Below are 15,407 nucleotides of genomic sequence, written 5' to 3'. Positions count from 1 at the left end.
TTAATTAAGTGGATTGGTATTATTTGTAAATTACGAATTAATGTATGCATTTAATAAAAGTGTCATACTCCTTTGTGACAATTTAATGAACTTTTAAAAGGATATGAGCTCAATGTTAGTCGCTATTTTTAGACAGTTTTTTTTACTTGGCTGCATGAGTTTTGGTGGCCCTGCTGCCCATTTAGGCTATTTTAAACGCCACTTTGTAGACACATTAAACTGGTTAAGCGATACCCGCTACGCGCAGCTTATTAGTTTAAGCCAAGCGCTGCCCGGGCCTGGTTCAAGCCAAGTGGGTTTTGCAATTGGTGTTGAGCGGGCGGGGGTTATTGGTGGCATTACCGCATTTATAGCCTTTACCTTACCGTCTTTTTTAATCATGTTGTTATTAGCGGTAAGCGCGCATCAGTTTGATGCTGTTTACTTTGCTATTATTGCGGGCTTAAAACTATTTGCGGTTGTTATTGTGGCCGATGCAACACTCACTATGGCAAAAAGCTTTTGTACAAGCGCTGCGCTCAAGCTTATCGCAGTAATGAGTACCTTGGCTTTATTACTATTTCCTTTACTTGGCACGCAAATAGCTATTTTAGTGAGTGCCGCTGCTATAGGCGCAATTTGGCCTCTGTTACAACTCAACACCCAGACTGAGCCTAAAGCAGATACTAAAAGCGCGTTTAGGTGGCTCCCTTTAGGCTTATTTGTATTACTACTCGCTATTAGCTTTATACCTTTAGGTGATGGCCTTGCTTTGTTTGCTCCTTTTTACCAAGCGGGCGCTATGGTATTTGGGGGCGGACACGTGGTATTGCCTGTATTGCAAGCTGGCGTACCAGCGCTAAGTAACGATCAATTTTTAAGTGCGTATGCCAGTGCTCAAGCTATCCCTGGCCCCATGTTTACAATAGCTACTTACTTAGGCGCGCAACTCTCTTCAGAGCAACCCTTAATAGGGGCCATAGCTGCAACCCTACTTATTTTTACACCGGGTTTTTTATTAATGCTGGCGTTTCAAAAAAGCTGGTTAAACCTGGCAAGTAAACCTCGCTTTGCAAGCTCTATTGCTGCGCTTAACGCTGCCGTAGTCGGCTTTTTAGCGGCGGCTTTGTACTCACCTATTTGGACATCAGCCGTTCACAGCCTATGGCAGGTTGCACTGGTTATTGCCGCTTTTGCATGGCTAAGAATGAAAAAGCCACCTATTTGGTGGCTATTAGCTTTATTTACTAGTGTGGGTCTTGTTCAGCACTATTTGCCATTACTTTAAAGGTCGGCTTATCGGTTTGCTGTGCATTAGGCGGGCTTAATTGTCCGCTAACACTTTGATACGCTCTAAGGCCAAATACTGGCAACACTGCCAATAAGTGATCCATAATTTCGGCTTGTAAATGCTCGTAAGATATCCAGCGTTTGTCTTCACTAAAGCAATAAAACTCAATCGGTAATCCGTGGTTCATTGGTTGTAGCTCACGCACCATGAGCGTCAGTGAGGTATTTATTCTGTTATGCTGCTTTAAATAGCCCTCGGCGTAGCGGCGAAATAAGCCTAAGTTAGAGACCGGATCAGGCAGCGAGGCAACACGTATATATTCATGCAGTGGTATAGCTGCATCTATTTGTTTTCTAAATTCGTCACTTACTAAGCATATGCTGTGCATATCAATATTAAGTGAGCGCTTAATACGTCGGCCGCCAGACTCTTGCATCCCTCGCCAGTTTTTGAACGACCCTGCTACCAGCATATAAGTAGGAATAGTCGTAATGGTGTTATCCCAGTTACGCACTTTTACGGTGTTTAGCCCTAAGTCTATTACTTCACCGTCGGCGCCGTAGTTTTCTACTTGAATCCAATCGCCGTAAGTAACTAATCGGTTTGCCGCAATTTGAATACTGGCTACAAAGCCTAAAATAGTGTCTTTAAAAACCAATAAAGTAACAGCGGCTATCGCACCAAAACCCGACAAAATATAGGTAGGCGATTTTTCAAGCACAATGCTGACTATTAAAATTGCACACACAATAAAGGTGATCAGCTTAACAACTTGTAATAAGCCCTGAATTGGCACTTCGCGGGCAAAATCTAGCTGGTTATAAATAGCGCCGGCAATGCTTACAATGCTGCTAAAAATAAAGCCTACATGAATAATTAATATACCTTGGCCAATGGTTTTTAGTATTTCTGCACTGAGCTCATTAACAGGGTAAACGCTGTCGAAGGTTGCTAAAAAAAGCACGCTACATAGCATACCGGCTATGCGCTTATTAAGTTTTGTAAGCAACGGAGAAAGTAACCCTATGCGCTCTGGAGATAATTTAGTTACCACTTTTTGAATGCCTGGCAGCATTAATCGGCGTGTAAATAAATACACCACTAACAACGAAAAAACACCAATAGAGGCTGCAGTAATTGCACTTAAAAAATCTGCGTCGGGTACTTTTTCAAACCAAGGAGCGATTAGCTCCTGCAGGTGGGTATTGGTCATAGTGTTTCTATTTCCTTACAAATGGGAGGCTCAGGTAAATCGTGTTGGGCATAAATGCTGGCAAGTTGCGCGTCTTTAGCAACCCATAGCTCATTAACGTACTTTTGAAAGTGGCTTCTAAATGCTTTGTCGTGTTGGTAACTACCTAACATTTGCTGGTTTATAGCAACAACGTCAATAGAAACATAAATTGAATCAAGCTCGCCCTTTAAAATATTACGACAAACATGGCTTGTGCTGCCGCTGTACACCACACTGGTATTTAGCATGGCGTCAAATTGCTCGCCAAGTACCTCAAGTGCAAAGGCAATCCCGCCCGCTTTGGGCTTGAGTAAATGTTTAAACGGGCTTTGCTGGCTTGCATGCTTTGCGTGCGTGTAGCGGGTGCCTTCAACAAAATTAATTATGGTGGTGGGATTATTCCTAAAATTACGACAGCTTTGCTTGGTACGCTCAACATCTAGCCCTTTAAGCTTGGGGTTTTTAGCAAGCTGCGCTTTAGTTACGCGCTTCATAAAAGGCATGCCCATAGCCCATGCACCAGAGCCAATAAATGGCACATACTTTAATTCGTCTTTTAAAAAAAACTTTGGTGCAGGTAAAGCATTAATTGAGCTAAGTACCACAATATCTAACCAGCTCATGTGGTTACAAATTAGTAAGTACCAACTTTTTGAGTTTACATCGCCGTTAATGTTTACTTTTATATTGGCGCAGCCCAGCCACAAGCCAAACCGATTGCCGTTACACCAGCCTCGGTACACGCTATGCAGTATGGTGTTAATTATAGAAAAAGGCAGGGCAAGCTTTATTAAGCCTAGCAGTAATACTAAGGTGCCAAAAATGATTACATTTGAAAAAATCACGCAGCCTACAATTAAGCCATTGAGCCAATTTGGTAACCACTTTTTTAGCATAATTGTAAGCCCATTTTTTATTACCTTATTATTTATGGTTTTGTTCGAGCTGCAAAAGCGTGTGCTCTTTTTCTTCCCATAAACGGTTTAATTCACTTTGAAAGCCGACTCTAAACTCAGAGTCGCCAGTGTAATCACCAATCAACTCCTCGCTTACTGGGCGAATGTCTACATGCACATTAATTTGCTTCACTTTGCCGCCGGCAAAGTCCATAAACGTAGGGATGCCATCGGGGTAATGAATGGTCACATTAACCACTTTAGATATCTGCTCACCCATGGCTTGCATTACAAATGCGATCCCGCCTGCTTTTGGCTTTAATAAATGCGGAAAAGGGCTATTTTGGCGAGCATGTTTTTGTGTTGTAAAACGTGTACCTTCTACAAAATTAACAATGCTTACTGGCATTTCTTTAAATTTTTCACAGGCTTTGCGGGTTGTTTCTATGTCTTTACCACGTAGCTTTGGGTTCTTTTTTAGCTGCGCTTTGCTGGTGCGGGTCATAAACGGAAAGTCGAGCGCCCACCAGCAAAGACCTAAAATTGGCACGTAAATTAGCTCTTTTTTCAAAAAGAAATTTAAAAAAGGTATTTTACGATTAAATACACGTTGCAGTACTAATATATCTACCCAGCTTTGGTGGTTAGCAATCACTAAGTACCAGTCTTTTAATTTGGTTTCTTCAAGGCCGGTAACGTTAATTTTGGTTGGCGTGAATAAGCGTTGGTTAATGCTATTAACCGACACCCAAATAGTGGCGCACTGTTTAGCAACCCAGCTTAAAAGCTTTTGCATAGGCTTGATAGGGATTAATTTTAATAGCCCACAAACAAAAATAGGCACAAACCAAATAAGTGTGTTTATTGTATAAAGCATAATACTTAATACACTGCGGATTACTGACATTTATTTACTTTCCTTTAAACAATGCGCGCCAAACAGCGACGCTTTTAATTCTAAGAGTGTACGGTTAATCTTCGAAGTAAGTATAACCTTCAAGCCCGGCATTAAGCTCGGCTAAATATCCTGCTTTACACTGCTCAGACACTGCTAGCTTGTTGACCAATAATTCAAAGTTTTGTGCCAAAATGGCGCTATCATAGTCAACAAACTTTAATACATCCTTAACGCTATCACCTTTAATGGCATTGGTTAATACATAACCGTCGTCGTTAAGCTCTACATGCACTGAGTCGGTGTCGCCAAATAAGTTATGTAAATCACCTAAAATTTCTTGGTAAGCCCCTACCATAAACATGGCTATATGGTATTGCTCGCCATGTTGGTACTCAGGTATAGGTAAACTGGTTTCTATGCCCGCGCCTTCTACGTACTCACGAATTTGCCCATCAGAGTCACAGGTAATATCTTGAATAATAGCGCGCTGGGTAAGCGGTTTATCTAAATTTTCGATTGGCATAACTGGAAACAACTGCTCAATGCCCCATACATCAGGTAACGACTGAAACAGTGAGAAGTTAACAAATAGCTTATCGGCTAGCTTTTCGTGTAAATCGTCAAGTACCTCACGGTGTGCTCGCGCGTTATTGCTAAGTGATGCGCGTACTCGGTGCAAAATAGTAAAGTATAATTGCTCTATTTTCGCCCACTCTAGCATGCTTACTAACCCATGCACGTATTGGTCGTGCGCTTCGCTAAATAAGTGCATCGCATCGTGATAAATCTCTAGCGCCATACGCGGGTTTAAACGCTGTAAACACTGCCACATTTCATCAAGCACTAGCGCACTGTTTTTAAGTGGCGGTTCTGGATTTGGATGATTTGGCGCTTTTTCTACGTCTATTACATCGGTAATTAACACCGCGTGGTGCGCTGTTAAAGCACGCCCTGATTCGGTGATAATGGCTGGGTGCGTAAGTTGATGTTGGTCGCACACCTCAGCAAAAGCATTAACCACATTACGTGCGTATTCTTCAACGGTGTAGTTCATCGAGCAAGCACTGCGTGAGCCTGAGCCTTCGTAGTCAACCCCTAAGCCACCGCCTACATCAACGGTATTAAGCGGCACTCCTAGCTGGGTAAGTTCAGCAAAGTGGCGCGCGCATTCTCGCAGGGCGCGGTGTATGTCGCGTATGTTGGCAATTTGAGAGCCAATATGAAAATGCACCATTTGCATTAAATGTAATTTATTATGCTTTTTAAGCACCTCAACAGCACTAAGTACTTGGCCTGCGGTTAAGCCAAATTTGCCTTTTTCGCCGCCGGTATTTTGCCACTTACCTTTGCCTACTGAGTTTAAGCGAATACGTATACCAATGGCAGGCTCTATGCCTAGGTTATCTATTTCTTCAAGTAAGGTCGTCAGCTCTGAGAGTTTTTCGACGACTATTTTAACGCTGTGCCCCATGGCTTGACCAATACAGGCTAAACGTAAAAACTCACTGTCTTTATAGCCATTGCACACAATAGTAATGGGTTTATCGGCTACCCCTAAAATTGCCATAAGCTCAGGTTTTGAACCGGCCTCTAGGCCAACTAAACCACTTGGGTGCGCCAATAGTTTACTGACCACCGAGCGTTGCTGATTTACTTTTATAGGGTATACACACGTGTACTTGCCTTGGTACTCGCGGCTGCTGCGCGCTAAGGTAAATGCATGAGTGAGTGTATCTACTCTATTTTTTAAAATATCGGTAAAGCGCACCAACACCGGCAATGTTAAACCTTGCTGCTTAAATTGCTCTGTGAGCTGCGTTAAAGAAATCGCATTTTTAGATTGGTCACCATCTGGGTAGGCAACCAACTCGCCTTGTGCGTTAATATCAAAATAGCCATCGCTCCAATGAGCAACATTATATGTAGCGCGTGCTGTTTCTAAACCCCAAGTCATGGCAACTCTTCTTTAATCAATTAGCTATAAAGGCGCATTTTAATACGTCACTACCCCCTACGCTAACAAAAATTGAACTTTAACTCGATACTGGCTAACTTTATTGGCAAAGCAGTTAAAATTTCATTGAGCAAAACGCGAAGCACTGGCAGAATTGCCCTTTTTTCATACTCAACTTAAAAAGTGTAAAAGCAACTATGGCAAATTTAGATCAAAGTAAGTGGTTTACAGAAATTAGCGACCGCGATGGCAGCGCATTTTCATTACGTATCAACAAAAAGTTGGATGAAAAACAGTCTCCTTTTCAAAAGGTAGAAATGTTCGAAACCACAGACTTTGGTAATTTAATGATCATCGATGGCTGTACTATGGTAACTACCCGCGAAAACTTTTTTTACCATGAGATGATTAGCCACCCTGCACTTTTAGCGCACCCAAAACCTAAAAACGTGGTAATTATTGGCGGCGGCGATTGCGGTACATTACGTGAAGTTTTAAAACACCCAGGTGTAGAAACCGTAACGCAAATAGATATAGACGAAGTAGTCACGCAAATGTCGTTAAAATACTTCCCAGAGCTTTGTGAGTCTAACAACGATGCACGCGCAACTGTTATGTTTGATGATGGTATTAAATACATGCGTGACGCTGCGGGCGAGTCTATTGATGTTGTTATTGTTGATGGTACAGACCCAGTAGGCCCAGGCGAGGGATTATTTAACCACGCGTTTTACACTAGCTGCTTAAACGCATTACGCCCTGGTGGTATTTTAGTGCAGCAAAGCGAATCGCCATTAATGCATATGCCACTGCTAGTAGAAATGCGCGAGGCCATGCTAAGTGTGGGCTTTAACGACTTACAAACACTGCCATTTCCACAGCCAATTTACCCAAGCGGTTTATGGTCAGTAACGCTTGCTCGTAAATCACAAGCATTTGATGGCTTTAGAGAAGCCGATGCCGAGCAAGTTGCACAGCAAAGCGAATACTACAACAGCGGCATTCATCACGGCGCACTTGCTACACCAAACTTTATGAAACGCGCATTTGATAAAAAATAATTCACACTTTTTTTGAAACTAAAAGGGAGCTTTAAAAGCTCCCTTTTTTAAAATCTATTTTTTAAAAGTGCCACAGTTAAAAGCGCCATTGAGCGTTAGCCATAAGTTGCTGCTGCGATATTCGCTGAGCAAACCCACTACCCGGCCTATTTTGTACAAAGCTATGCAGCGCCGAGCCTTCAACACCTATTTGTACCATATCGGTTAATTGGTAACGCCACGTAGCTGTTAAGCCTTCGCCGTGACTGGCGTTAGGGTCAAAAGCGGTGGTGTCATCGTCGTCTACTTTAAAATAATCATACCTAAGCGATAACCTATGCTTACCTTCTTTATGGCTGAGCATTAAATAATGGCTATAAAAACGGTTATAAATAAGCTTATTAGCCCCCATTTCGGTTTTACCATCGAGTAGCTGGGCAATCAAACGGGTTTTACCTGTAAATTTATATAACCACGCTAAGCTGCCAAAGCGAGTATGCCAAGCATACTGCCCTGTTGTGCGATTAAAAATGCTGGGCTCGGCGTTATTATCGTAATAATAAAACCTAAACTGCGAGCGTTTTAAATAATCCCAATGCACACCGGCATAGTAGCCAAAGCGGCCATCTACTTCTTCAAAAGGCAGTACTTGGTTAGCTTGCCAACGTAATTCGTCACTATTTAATGCCGCAATAGGTGCAAATTGTACACTTTCGTTAAATGTTGTTTGCCTGTCGTGCAGCGCAAATCCGCGCCACGAAAGCAGCGTCCCTGTTGGGTCGTTCCCTTTATAAATAGCAGCGCTCACACTAAAACTATGCTTAGAATTAAAACGTTTACCTGGGCGCTTAATACTAAGCTCACCACCTATGGTGCGAAGCTCTTCGCCAAGCCAGCTGTTTATGGCCGAATTAGTATAATTGTAAGGCGAGGTCCAGCCTATATCGGGGTTTTCTAGCGACATACTAGGATAAAACCCACCGAGCTTTACATGCCATTTATAACGGCTGTTTACTAACGGCTGATACTGTAAATACGCTTGGCTTAAACCTAATGTGGTTTTCGGCTCTTGATTAGCATTAACAACGGCATGTGCGCTCCAGGCGCTACTTAAATCGGCCTTAAAGTCTATAATTCCTTGCGATAACAAAATGCTATCACTGCTATCTCCATGGCGATATAAACCAATACCGCCATCTTGAAAGCTTTGTGTATCATCGCTTGCAACCGCACGTACCTGAATAAGCCCTTTAACTTGCGAAAAAGCCGGTAGGCTCATAAAAAGTAAGCCAAGTAATACTGTATTTTTGCGCTTAATAGTCATCAAATTCATCCGTAGCAAAGTCTATTTGCTCGGCTATGGCCTGCTTTACGGTGTAGTGTATAGGTGACTCGCTTACATTAACGCTGTGGGTTTCTACGTTGCTTATATCGCTAAAGCCAGCATGCCATACACTCATGCTGTATTGCCCATTAGGGGCAGTTAAATTAACCATACCGTTGTCGTCGGTAATTGCAAAAACGGTGCTATCAACCACCACAATATAGCCCAGCATCCAGTCATGAATATTACAGCCAAGCTCAACCACCCCTGTTTGATCAAACGTTATGGGCGCTTTAGGCTGTTCTTTGTAAAGTTTCAACTCAAAGGTTTTAGCTTTAGAAAACGAATAGACGTGGTGCATGATAGAGTCGGCATTAGGAAACTCTACCTTTGCATTTTGCGGAACAACTAACGTACGCGGCGTAAACTCGCGGTTTTGTTGGCTCATTGCGTAGGTTTTACTTGCTTGATTGCCGGCCTGAATTGATGCCCCGCTTAGCCACACAACCGCATTTGCTAAAGGCTGATTATTGGCATTTTTTATAGTTATTGTTGTTGCTGCTGCGCAAGTACTCATACATAGCAGTAACACACTTAGTAAGGGTTTTATCATGGGGCTAATCGCTATTATCAATTTGTTTACATTATAGACCGATTAAACCGTTAAATTCTTTCTATTTTTTAAAACATTGAATACGTATGTAGACAGTCGTATTAACAACTCACTGCCATTATCCTTAAAGGTCACCACCGACTCATCAAAGGACACACAATGAGAACATCCGCACTTTTACTACTGGCGTTTGCTGGCAATAGCTTTGCACAAACCGCTGTAGTTGAATCACCAAACTCACAAATAAAAGTGACTATTTCAGATGAAAATAGCACACCCAGCTACGCTATTAGCTTTAAAAACAAACCAGCTATAAACGCATCGCGCCTGGGTTTTGAATTTAAAACCCAAGCCGCATTTAGCGATGGTTTTAAAATTACCCATGTTAAGCAGCAAAGCGTAAATACCCAGTGGCAACAACCTTGGGGCGAGCGACAAACGGTTACTGATAAACACAACGAAGTTGCGGTTACGTTTACAAAAAACGAGCCTAATGGTGCAACCTACACAGTGCGCTTTAGAGCTTTTGATAGTGGCGTTGGGTTTAGATACGAAGTACCAAAACAAGCAGGCTTTGAGCAAACACACATTACCAAAGAGCTCACCGAATTTGCCATTAACAATAACAACAATGCCACCGCCTGGTGGATCCCCGCCCGCGGCTGGAACCGATACGAATACGTTTACAACACCACTGCATTAAATGACGTCCCCCTTGCACACACGCCGTTTACCTTAAAAACCAATGACGGTACCCATATAAGCATTCATGAAGCAGCGTTAGTGGATTACGCAGGCATGGTGCTTAATCAGCGCCGCCCAGGCACTTTTAATGCCGATTTAACACCGTGGTCAGACGGCATTGCCGTTAAAAAACAAGGTGCGTTTAATACCCCTTGGCGCACCATTCAAATTGCCGACAGCGCGGTAGGCTTAGTCAATTCAGACATAATATTAAATTTAAACGAGCCTAATAAACTAGGCGATGTGTCGTGGGTAAAACCTGGCAAATACGTGGGTATTTGGTGGGGCATGCATATAAACACGCAAACCTGGGGCAGCGGCGAAAAACACGGTGCCACTACACAAACCACTAAGTACTACATGGACTTTGCCGCAGAATATGGCTTTGATGGCGTACTAGTAGAAGGCTGGAACATAGGCTGGGATGGTGACTGGTTTTTTAATGGCGATGTATTTAGTTTTACACAACCATACGACGACTTTGATATAGCGGCTCTTACTCAATACGGCAAACAAAAAGGCGTGCAGTTAATTGGCCACCACGAAACATCGGGTAATGTAAGTAACTACCGTGACCAAATGGAGGATGCCTTTGCCCTTTACGAAAAATCAAACGTAAGCCAAGTTAAAACGGGCTATGTAGCGGATGGCGGAAACATAAAACGCATTGACGAAAACGGCATTGCCCGTCATGAGTGGCACGACGGCCAATTTATGGTTAACGAGTACCTTTACAACGTAAAGCTGGCTGCTAAACATAAAATTAGTATTAACACCCACGAGCCGATAAAAGACACCGGCCTGCGCCGTACCTACCCAAACTGGATTGCGCGCGAAGGGGCACGCGGCCAAGAGTTTAATGCATGGGGCACGCCGCCTAACCCACCAGAGCACATTCCTATGCTGGCGTTTACCCGAATGCTGGCAGGGCCTATGGACTTTACCCCTGGTATTTTTGATATGGGCTTTAATGGCTTAGGCGATGATACAAACCGCCCACAAACAACGCTTGCCAAGCAGCTTGCACTTTATGTTGTGCTGTATAGCCCGATTCAAATGGCCGCCGACTTACCTAAAAACTATTTAGCCAAGCCTGATGCATTTCAATTTATTCAAGACGTACCAACCGATTGGCAGCAAAGTATTGCGCTTGATGGCGAAGTGGGCGACTTTATTGTTTTTGCCCGTAAAGAGCGCAAACGCGATAAATACTCAGGAAACGATTGGTACTTAGGCGCCGTAACCGACGAGAAAGCCCGAACTATTGAGGTAAAACTCGACTTTTTAGAAAAGGGTAAAAAGTTTGAAGCGCACATATACCAAGACGGTAAAAACGCTGAATGGAAAAACAATCCGTACGATTTAGATATCGAAAAGCGCGTAGTTAGCGCAAACGATAAGCTAACTTTAAAACTAGCAACAAGTGGTGGTACAGCAATCCGCTTTAAAGCACTTTAAGTTTTAATACTATTAACGTTATGGAAATAGCCAACTCTGCACAGCTTACTGTGCAGAGTTTTGTATTTTTATAGGTAAATAAATTTGTGCACTTAGGCCGCCTTCTGGGCGGTTTTCTAGCTTAACTTTACCATCGTGCATATCAATAATACGCTTAATAATGGCAAGGCCTAAACCACTCCCCTCACTACCACGCGCAGTGTCACCTTGTTTAAAAGGCTCAAACACCGATTCTAGTTCGCTTTCTGGTATACCGGGGCCGTTATCGTTTACCGCTATCACAACGTATTTTTTGTTTGAATTAAAGTAGCTTAATACTTCTATATCGCCGTCTGAATAGCGCAGCGCGTTTTCAATCATGTTAGTAATTACACGCTTAATAGCCACACTACTTAACGGGACAAGCCCTACGCTGGGGTTGCCTTTAAAGGTAATAACGCGTTGCTGTTTAAGCTCACAATTAACCACTTCAGTCACTAGCGCATTTATATCTTCGCAAGCAAGCTCATCTGTTTTGTGGTGGCGTAAATACTCAATAAACTGATCGATAATGCCATTCATATCTTCAATGTCGTAAATGATGCCTTCGCGAAGGTAGTCATCTTCATCGTTCATCATTTCGGTGGCAAGGCGGATACGAGTAAGCGGAGTGCGTAAATCGTGAGAAACACCGGCCATGAGTAAACGGCGATCGTTTTCAAGAGCGGCAATACCGCGCGACATTTGGTTAAATGCACGGGTAACTTCTATTACTTCACTGGAGCCTTCTTCTTCAAGCTTACTACTAAAATCGCCCTTACCCACTTTCACGGCTGCTTGCTGCAACGCCTTTAGTGGGCGGTTTAAGTGCCGAGCAAATAGCCAGCCGCCTAACACACTTAAAAAACCAATACTTGATAAATAAAACGTTAAAAATTCGAGGTTATTTTCTTGATACCCGCTAAGCGGTACTTTTACCCAATAACCTGGTGCTTGCGGCGCTTCTACCCAATAAATCAGCGGGTCGGTTTGACTAATACGCACCCGAGCAGAACCATTTAATTGCTCAGACATACTGCGCGACAGCATCGAGTATTCTCGGGTTTGACCAAGCCCTTGGCGCATTGCCTCGCGCTGCGTCATCACTTCTATACCTGTAATTTCAAAAAACTTTTCAGATACTTCGTCGTTTATTTCTACGCCGTCTTCCCAGTCTATAAATACCGTTTTAATTTGCTTTGCGAGCATTAAATTTACTTGTTCTATGGTTGGTTTTACAACGTAAAAGCTCACCGTTACATACGACACTATTTGGTTAATTAGCAGTAAAGCGGCCACTAAAAATACAGTTTGTCCAAACGCACTACGCGGAAAAAATCCCATATAAACTACTTATCACCGTCAGGAACAAACACATAACCCAAACCCCATACAGTTTGAATATAGCGCGGGTTGGCAGCATCTACTTCTATCATGCGGCGCAGTCGCGATACTTGCACATCAATACTGCGCTCAAGCGCACTGTAATCTCGCCCACGGGCAAGGTTCATTAGTTTATCGCGGCTCAGTGGCTCGCGCGGGTGCGATACAAGGGCTTTAAGTACGGCAAATTCACCACTGGTGAGTGAAATGGTTTTATCGCCCTCGCTCATTTCGCGCGTGGCTAAATTAAGCGTAAATTGCCCAAAGGCTATTAAGTTTTCTTCCGCTGCGGGTGCGCCCGGCACTTCTTTGGCGCGGCGGCGTAAAATAGCTTTTATGCGAGCCAGTAATTCGCGCGGGTTAAACGGTTTCGGGATGTAGTCGTCTGCGCCTAGTTCAAGGCCTATAATACGGTCGACCTCATCGCCTTTTGCTGTCAGCATCACAATAGGGATTTCGTTTTCTTTTTGGCGTAGCCGGCGGCAAATAGATAAACCATCTTCGCCAGGTAGCATTAAATCAAGCACCATTAAGTGAAAGTTCTCTCGCTCAATGAGTCTATCCATTTGCTCTGAGTTTGCGGCGGTTCTAACAATAAAGCCTTGCTCTACTAAATAACGCTCTAGTAAGCTGCGCAGGCGCATATCGTCATCTACAACTAATACTTTTGTGGTTTCGTGTCCCATTGCGTGTTTCTTATTTTTATTTCCAATTAATAGTTAATATAAATGAAAAACTTAATAATCAAAATCTAATTGCGCGCTTAGATTGTTACTGAACATTTCAAAGTTATAATATTAAAGTTTACACTCGACAAATTTTAGCAATTTTAATAACGTGCACAGCATTAGAGTTAATGAATAAAAGCCCATGAAAACAAATTTAATAACCCGCGAAGGTTACTTGCAGTTACAGCAAGAGCACGACCATTTATGGAACGTTAAACGCCCTGAAGTCACTAAAATAGTGAGCTGGGCGGCAAGCCTTGGCGATCGCTCAGAAAATGCAGACTATCAATATAATAAACGCTTACTGCGCCAAATTGATCGTCGTGTTCGGTATTTGCGCAAACGCCTACCCGATTTAAAAGTTATTGATTACTCACCGCAGCAAGACGGTAAAGTATTTTTTGGCGCATGGGTAGAAATAGAAAACGAGCAAGGCGAGGTTAAAAAATTTAGAATTGTAGGGCCTGATGAAATATACGACCGTAAAGACTACATATCAATTGACTCACCTATGGCGCGCGCCCTGATAAAAAAACAAGTAGACGATGATTTTGAGGTACCTACACCGCAAGGTAAAAAAGAATGGTATGTAAATAGTATTGAATATCAAAAATAGTCCCCCATAACATTATTAATAAATAACTACTTTGATTCAGATCAGGTAAATTTTTTATTGTGTAATATATCTCATTAGGATATATATCGGTTTAGCAGGTTTATCTTTAACCTGATTTTTAAGGTAGTGGCTATGTCAAACTTAGTACAGCGCATATGTAGTAATGCCGTATTGTTTGCACTTTTAATGAGTGTGAGTTTGACTCTGCATGCCAATACCACCGAAGTAAGTATAGATAACGCCAGTGTATCTAATCATTTTATCGCTTGTGAATTTCCTGACCAAGCAACCCCCGACATTGACTTAGATTCTCATGTTAATGCATTTGCTATTAGGTTGTTTCAACCGCTACCTAATGCTGTTTCATCTTTTTACCAAAGTACAAACTTAAACCGTCCTTTTAGTACGGCATATCAACGTGGTCCACCTAGCTATTTAATTTAATTCACAATTTTACTTTTTTATTAAATTTTATAACTAATAAGGTGACTACTATGTCTAACTTTAAAGAATTACGTACCCAAAATATTTCTCATGGCGTTATTGCAAGCACGTTTGAAGATCAACAAGCCACTATTGATTTAACATCTCCGGCTTTAACTGTAATTAATAACTTTACCCAAAAAACGCCAATTCGCGCTCAATACGACACTCCTATCAGCGAGGCGCTTAAACAAGTACTAGCAGAACATTCTGACTATGTATTGGTGACTGATGATGCGCAAAAATTAATTGGTATTGTTTCAAGTGCCGACCTACAAAGCGCTAAAATTACGGCCATTGCACAGCGTTTAAATACCAGCCGCAATGAAGTGAGCTTACGCTACATTATGACACCTATTAGCCAACTTAATGGCGTAAGTATGCAAAGCCTAAGCTATGCAAGTATTGGCGATGCACTACAAACAATGGAACATCAAGGCAGCATGTTTTTATTAGCAACAACCACTAATAACGAAATATGCGGGTTAATCTCGGCGCGTCAAATAGCTAAAACGTTACACATTCCAGTGCATATTACCCCTATTGCTCACACGTTTAGTGATGTTTTAGAAAGCGTAGATCACCCTCACTAAAGCGCGCTTTTACGCTTTGTAAGCTCAGCCAAGCCAACCATCTTAAAGCAAGCAAAATTGCTTGCTTTAAGAGCTTTTTATTACAACCTGCTGTGATATTATTCAACTAATAAATACCTACCAAACTCATTAAATAGCAACTTTAATAAGCTGGG

Annotated in this window: 14 protein-coding genes; 6 read left to right on the top strand and 8 right to left on the bottom strand. The window is 42.4% G+C overall.

Features of this window, described 5'->3' with window-relative positions; genetic code table 11:
• Window positions 1-112 precede the first annotated feature (112 nt).
• Window positions 113-1,267: a chromate efflux transporter gene (chrA, locus tag CWC04_RS08080; protein WP_138685102.1), complete on the top strand. Its 1,155-nt coding sequence runs from the start codon at window positions 113-115 to the stop codon at window positions 1,265-1,267.
• Here chrA and CWC04_RS08075 read toward each other — a convergent pair.
• The 4 genes from CWC04_RS08075 to speA all read right to left on the bottom strand — a co-directional run bounded on the left by CWC04_RS08075 (window position 1,227) and on the right by speA (window position 6,252).
• Entirely contained in the window at window positions 1,227-2,483 is a 1,257-nt protein-coding gene (locus CWC04_RS08075; protein WP_004587546.1) for a mechanosensitive ion channel family protein, read from the bottom strand. The genes chrA and CWC04_RS08075 overlap by 41 nt on opposite strands.
• Window positions 2,480-3,400 (bottom strand): 1-acylglycerol-3-phosphate O-acyltransferase, YihG family, encoded by a 921-nt coding sequence (gene yihG, locus CWC04_RS08070; protein ID WP_138685099.1) that lies wholly within the window; start codon window positions 3,398-3,400, stop codon window positions 2,480-2,482. Before yihG (CWC04_RS08070) ends, CWC04_RS08075 begins: the two co-directional genes overlap by 4 nt.
• 28 nt (window positions 3,401-3,428) lie before the next feature.
• The gene (gene yihG / locus CWC04_RS08065; protein WP_004587544.1) at window positions 3,429-4,307 is read right to left on the bottom strand and encodes a 1-acylglycerol-3-phosphate O-acyltransferase, YihG family; all 879 of its coding nucleotides are present in this window, start codon (window positions 4,305-4,307) and stop codon (window positions 3,429-3,431) included.
• 64 nt (window positions 4,308-4,371) lie between these two features.
• Window positions 4,372-6,252, bottom strand: a complete 1,881-nt coding sequence (gene speA / locus CWC04_RS08060; RefSeq protein ID WP_029773672.1) for a biosynthetic arginine decarboxylase — start codon at window positions 6,250-6,252, stop codon at window positions 4,372-4,374.
• 197 nt (window positions 6,253-6,449) lie between these two features.
• Here speA and speE point away from each other — a divergent pair, with 197 nt between their 5' ends.
• Window positions 6,450-7,313: a polyamine aminopropyltransferase gene (gene speE / locus CWC04_RS08055; protein WP_138685098.1), complete on the top strand. Its 864-nt coding sequence runs from the start codon at window positions 6,450-6,452 to the stop codon at window positions 7,311-7,313.
• A gap of 76 nt (window positions 7,314-7,389) precedes the next feature.
• Here speE and CWC04_RS08050 read toward each other — a convergent pair whose 3' ends face one another.
• Together CWC04_RS08050 and CWC04_RS08045 are read right to left on the bottom strand one after the other, a co-directional pair.
• The gene (locus CWC04_RS08050; protein ID WP_126008487.1) at window positions 7,390-8,616 is read right to left on the bottom strand and encodes a hypothetical protein; all 1,227 of its coding nucleotides are present in this window, start codon (window positions 8,614-8,616) and stop codon (window positions 7,390-7,392) included.
• The gene (locus CWC04_RS08045) at window positions 8,606-9,229 is read right to left on the bottom strand and encodes a methylamine utilization protein (RefSeq protein ID WP_138685097.1); all 624 of its coding nucleotides are present in this window, start codon (window positions 9,227-9,229) and stop codon (window positions 8,606-8,608) included. The genes CWC04_RS08050 and CWC04_RS08045 overlap by 11 nt, the downstream gene beginning before the upstream one ends.
• A gap of 159 nt (window positions 9,230-9,388) precedes the next feature.
• Between CWC04_RS08045 and CWC04_RS08040 the strand changes: the two genes are divergently transcribed.
• Window positions 9,389-11,431, top strand: coding sequence for a glycoside hydrolase family 97 protein (locus CWC04_RS08040; RefSeq protein ID WP_138685096.1), 2,043 nt, complete (start codon window positions 9,389-9,391; stop codon window positions 11,429-11,431).
• A 45-nt stretch (window positions 11,432-11,476) separates the two neighbouring features.
• On the opposite strand, the gene envZ is transcribed toward CWC04_RS08040, so the two are convergent.
• Both envZ and ompR read right to left on the bottom strand, forming a co-directional pair.
• Complete coding sequence (gene envZ, locus CWC04_RS08035) at window positions 11,477-12,793, bottom strand: two-component system sensor histidine kinase EnvZ (protein ID WP_024033891.1); 1,317 nt, start codon at window positions 12,791-12,793, stop codon at window positions 11,477-11,479.
• Window positions 12,794-12,798: 5 nt separating this feature from the next.
• On the bottom strand, window positions 12,799-13,518 hold the full coding sequence (ompR, locus tag CWC04_RS08030) for an osmolarity response regulator transcription factor OmpR (protein WP_004587537.1): 720 nt from the start codon (window positions 13,516-13,518) through the stop codon (window positions 12,799-12,801).
• Window positions 13,519-13,702: 184 nt separating this feature from the next.
• Here ompR and greB point away from each other — a divergent pair, with 184 nt between their 5' ends.
• The 3 genes from greB (at window position 13,703) to CWC04_RS08015 (ending at window position 15,252) form a co-directional block, all read left to right on the top strand.
• Complete coding sequence (gene greB / locus CWC04_RS08025) at window positions 13,703-14,176, top strand: transcription elongation factor GreB (RefSeq protein WP_004588245.1); 474 nt, start codon at window positions 13,703-13,705, stop codon at window positions 14,174-14,176.
• A 132-nt stretch (window positions 14,177-14,308) separates the two neighbouring features.
• On the top strand, window positions 14,309-14,620 hold the full coding sequence (locus CWC04_RS08020; RefSeq protein WP_054983336.1) for a hypothetical protein: 312 nt from the start codon (window positions 14,309-14,311) through the stop codon (window positions 14,618-14,620).
• 50 nt (window positions 14,621-14,670) lie between these two features.
• Entirely contained in the window at window positions 14,671-15,252 is a 582-nt protein-coding gene (locus CWC04_RS08015; protein WP_138685095.1) for a CBS domain-containing protein, read from the top strand.
• Window positions 15,253-15,407 lie beyond the last annotated feature (155 nt).

Origin of the sequence: Pseudoalteromonas sp. S2893 (assembly GCF_005887105.1) — a bacterium.
GTDB lineage: Bacteria > Pseudomonadota > Gammaproteobacteria > Enterobacterales > Alteromonadaceae > Pseudoalteromonas > Pseudoalteromonas atlantica.
The sequence above is the reverse complement of the archived record's forward strand: the minus strand, read 5'-3'. Positions and strand labels throughout refer to the sequence as shown.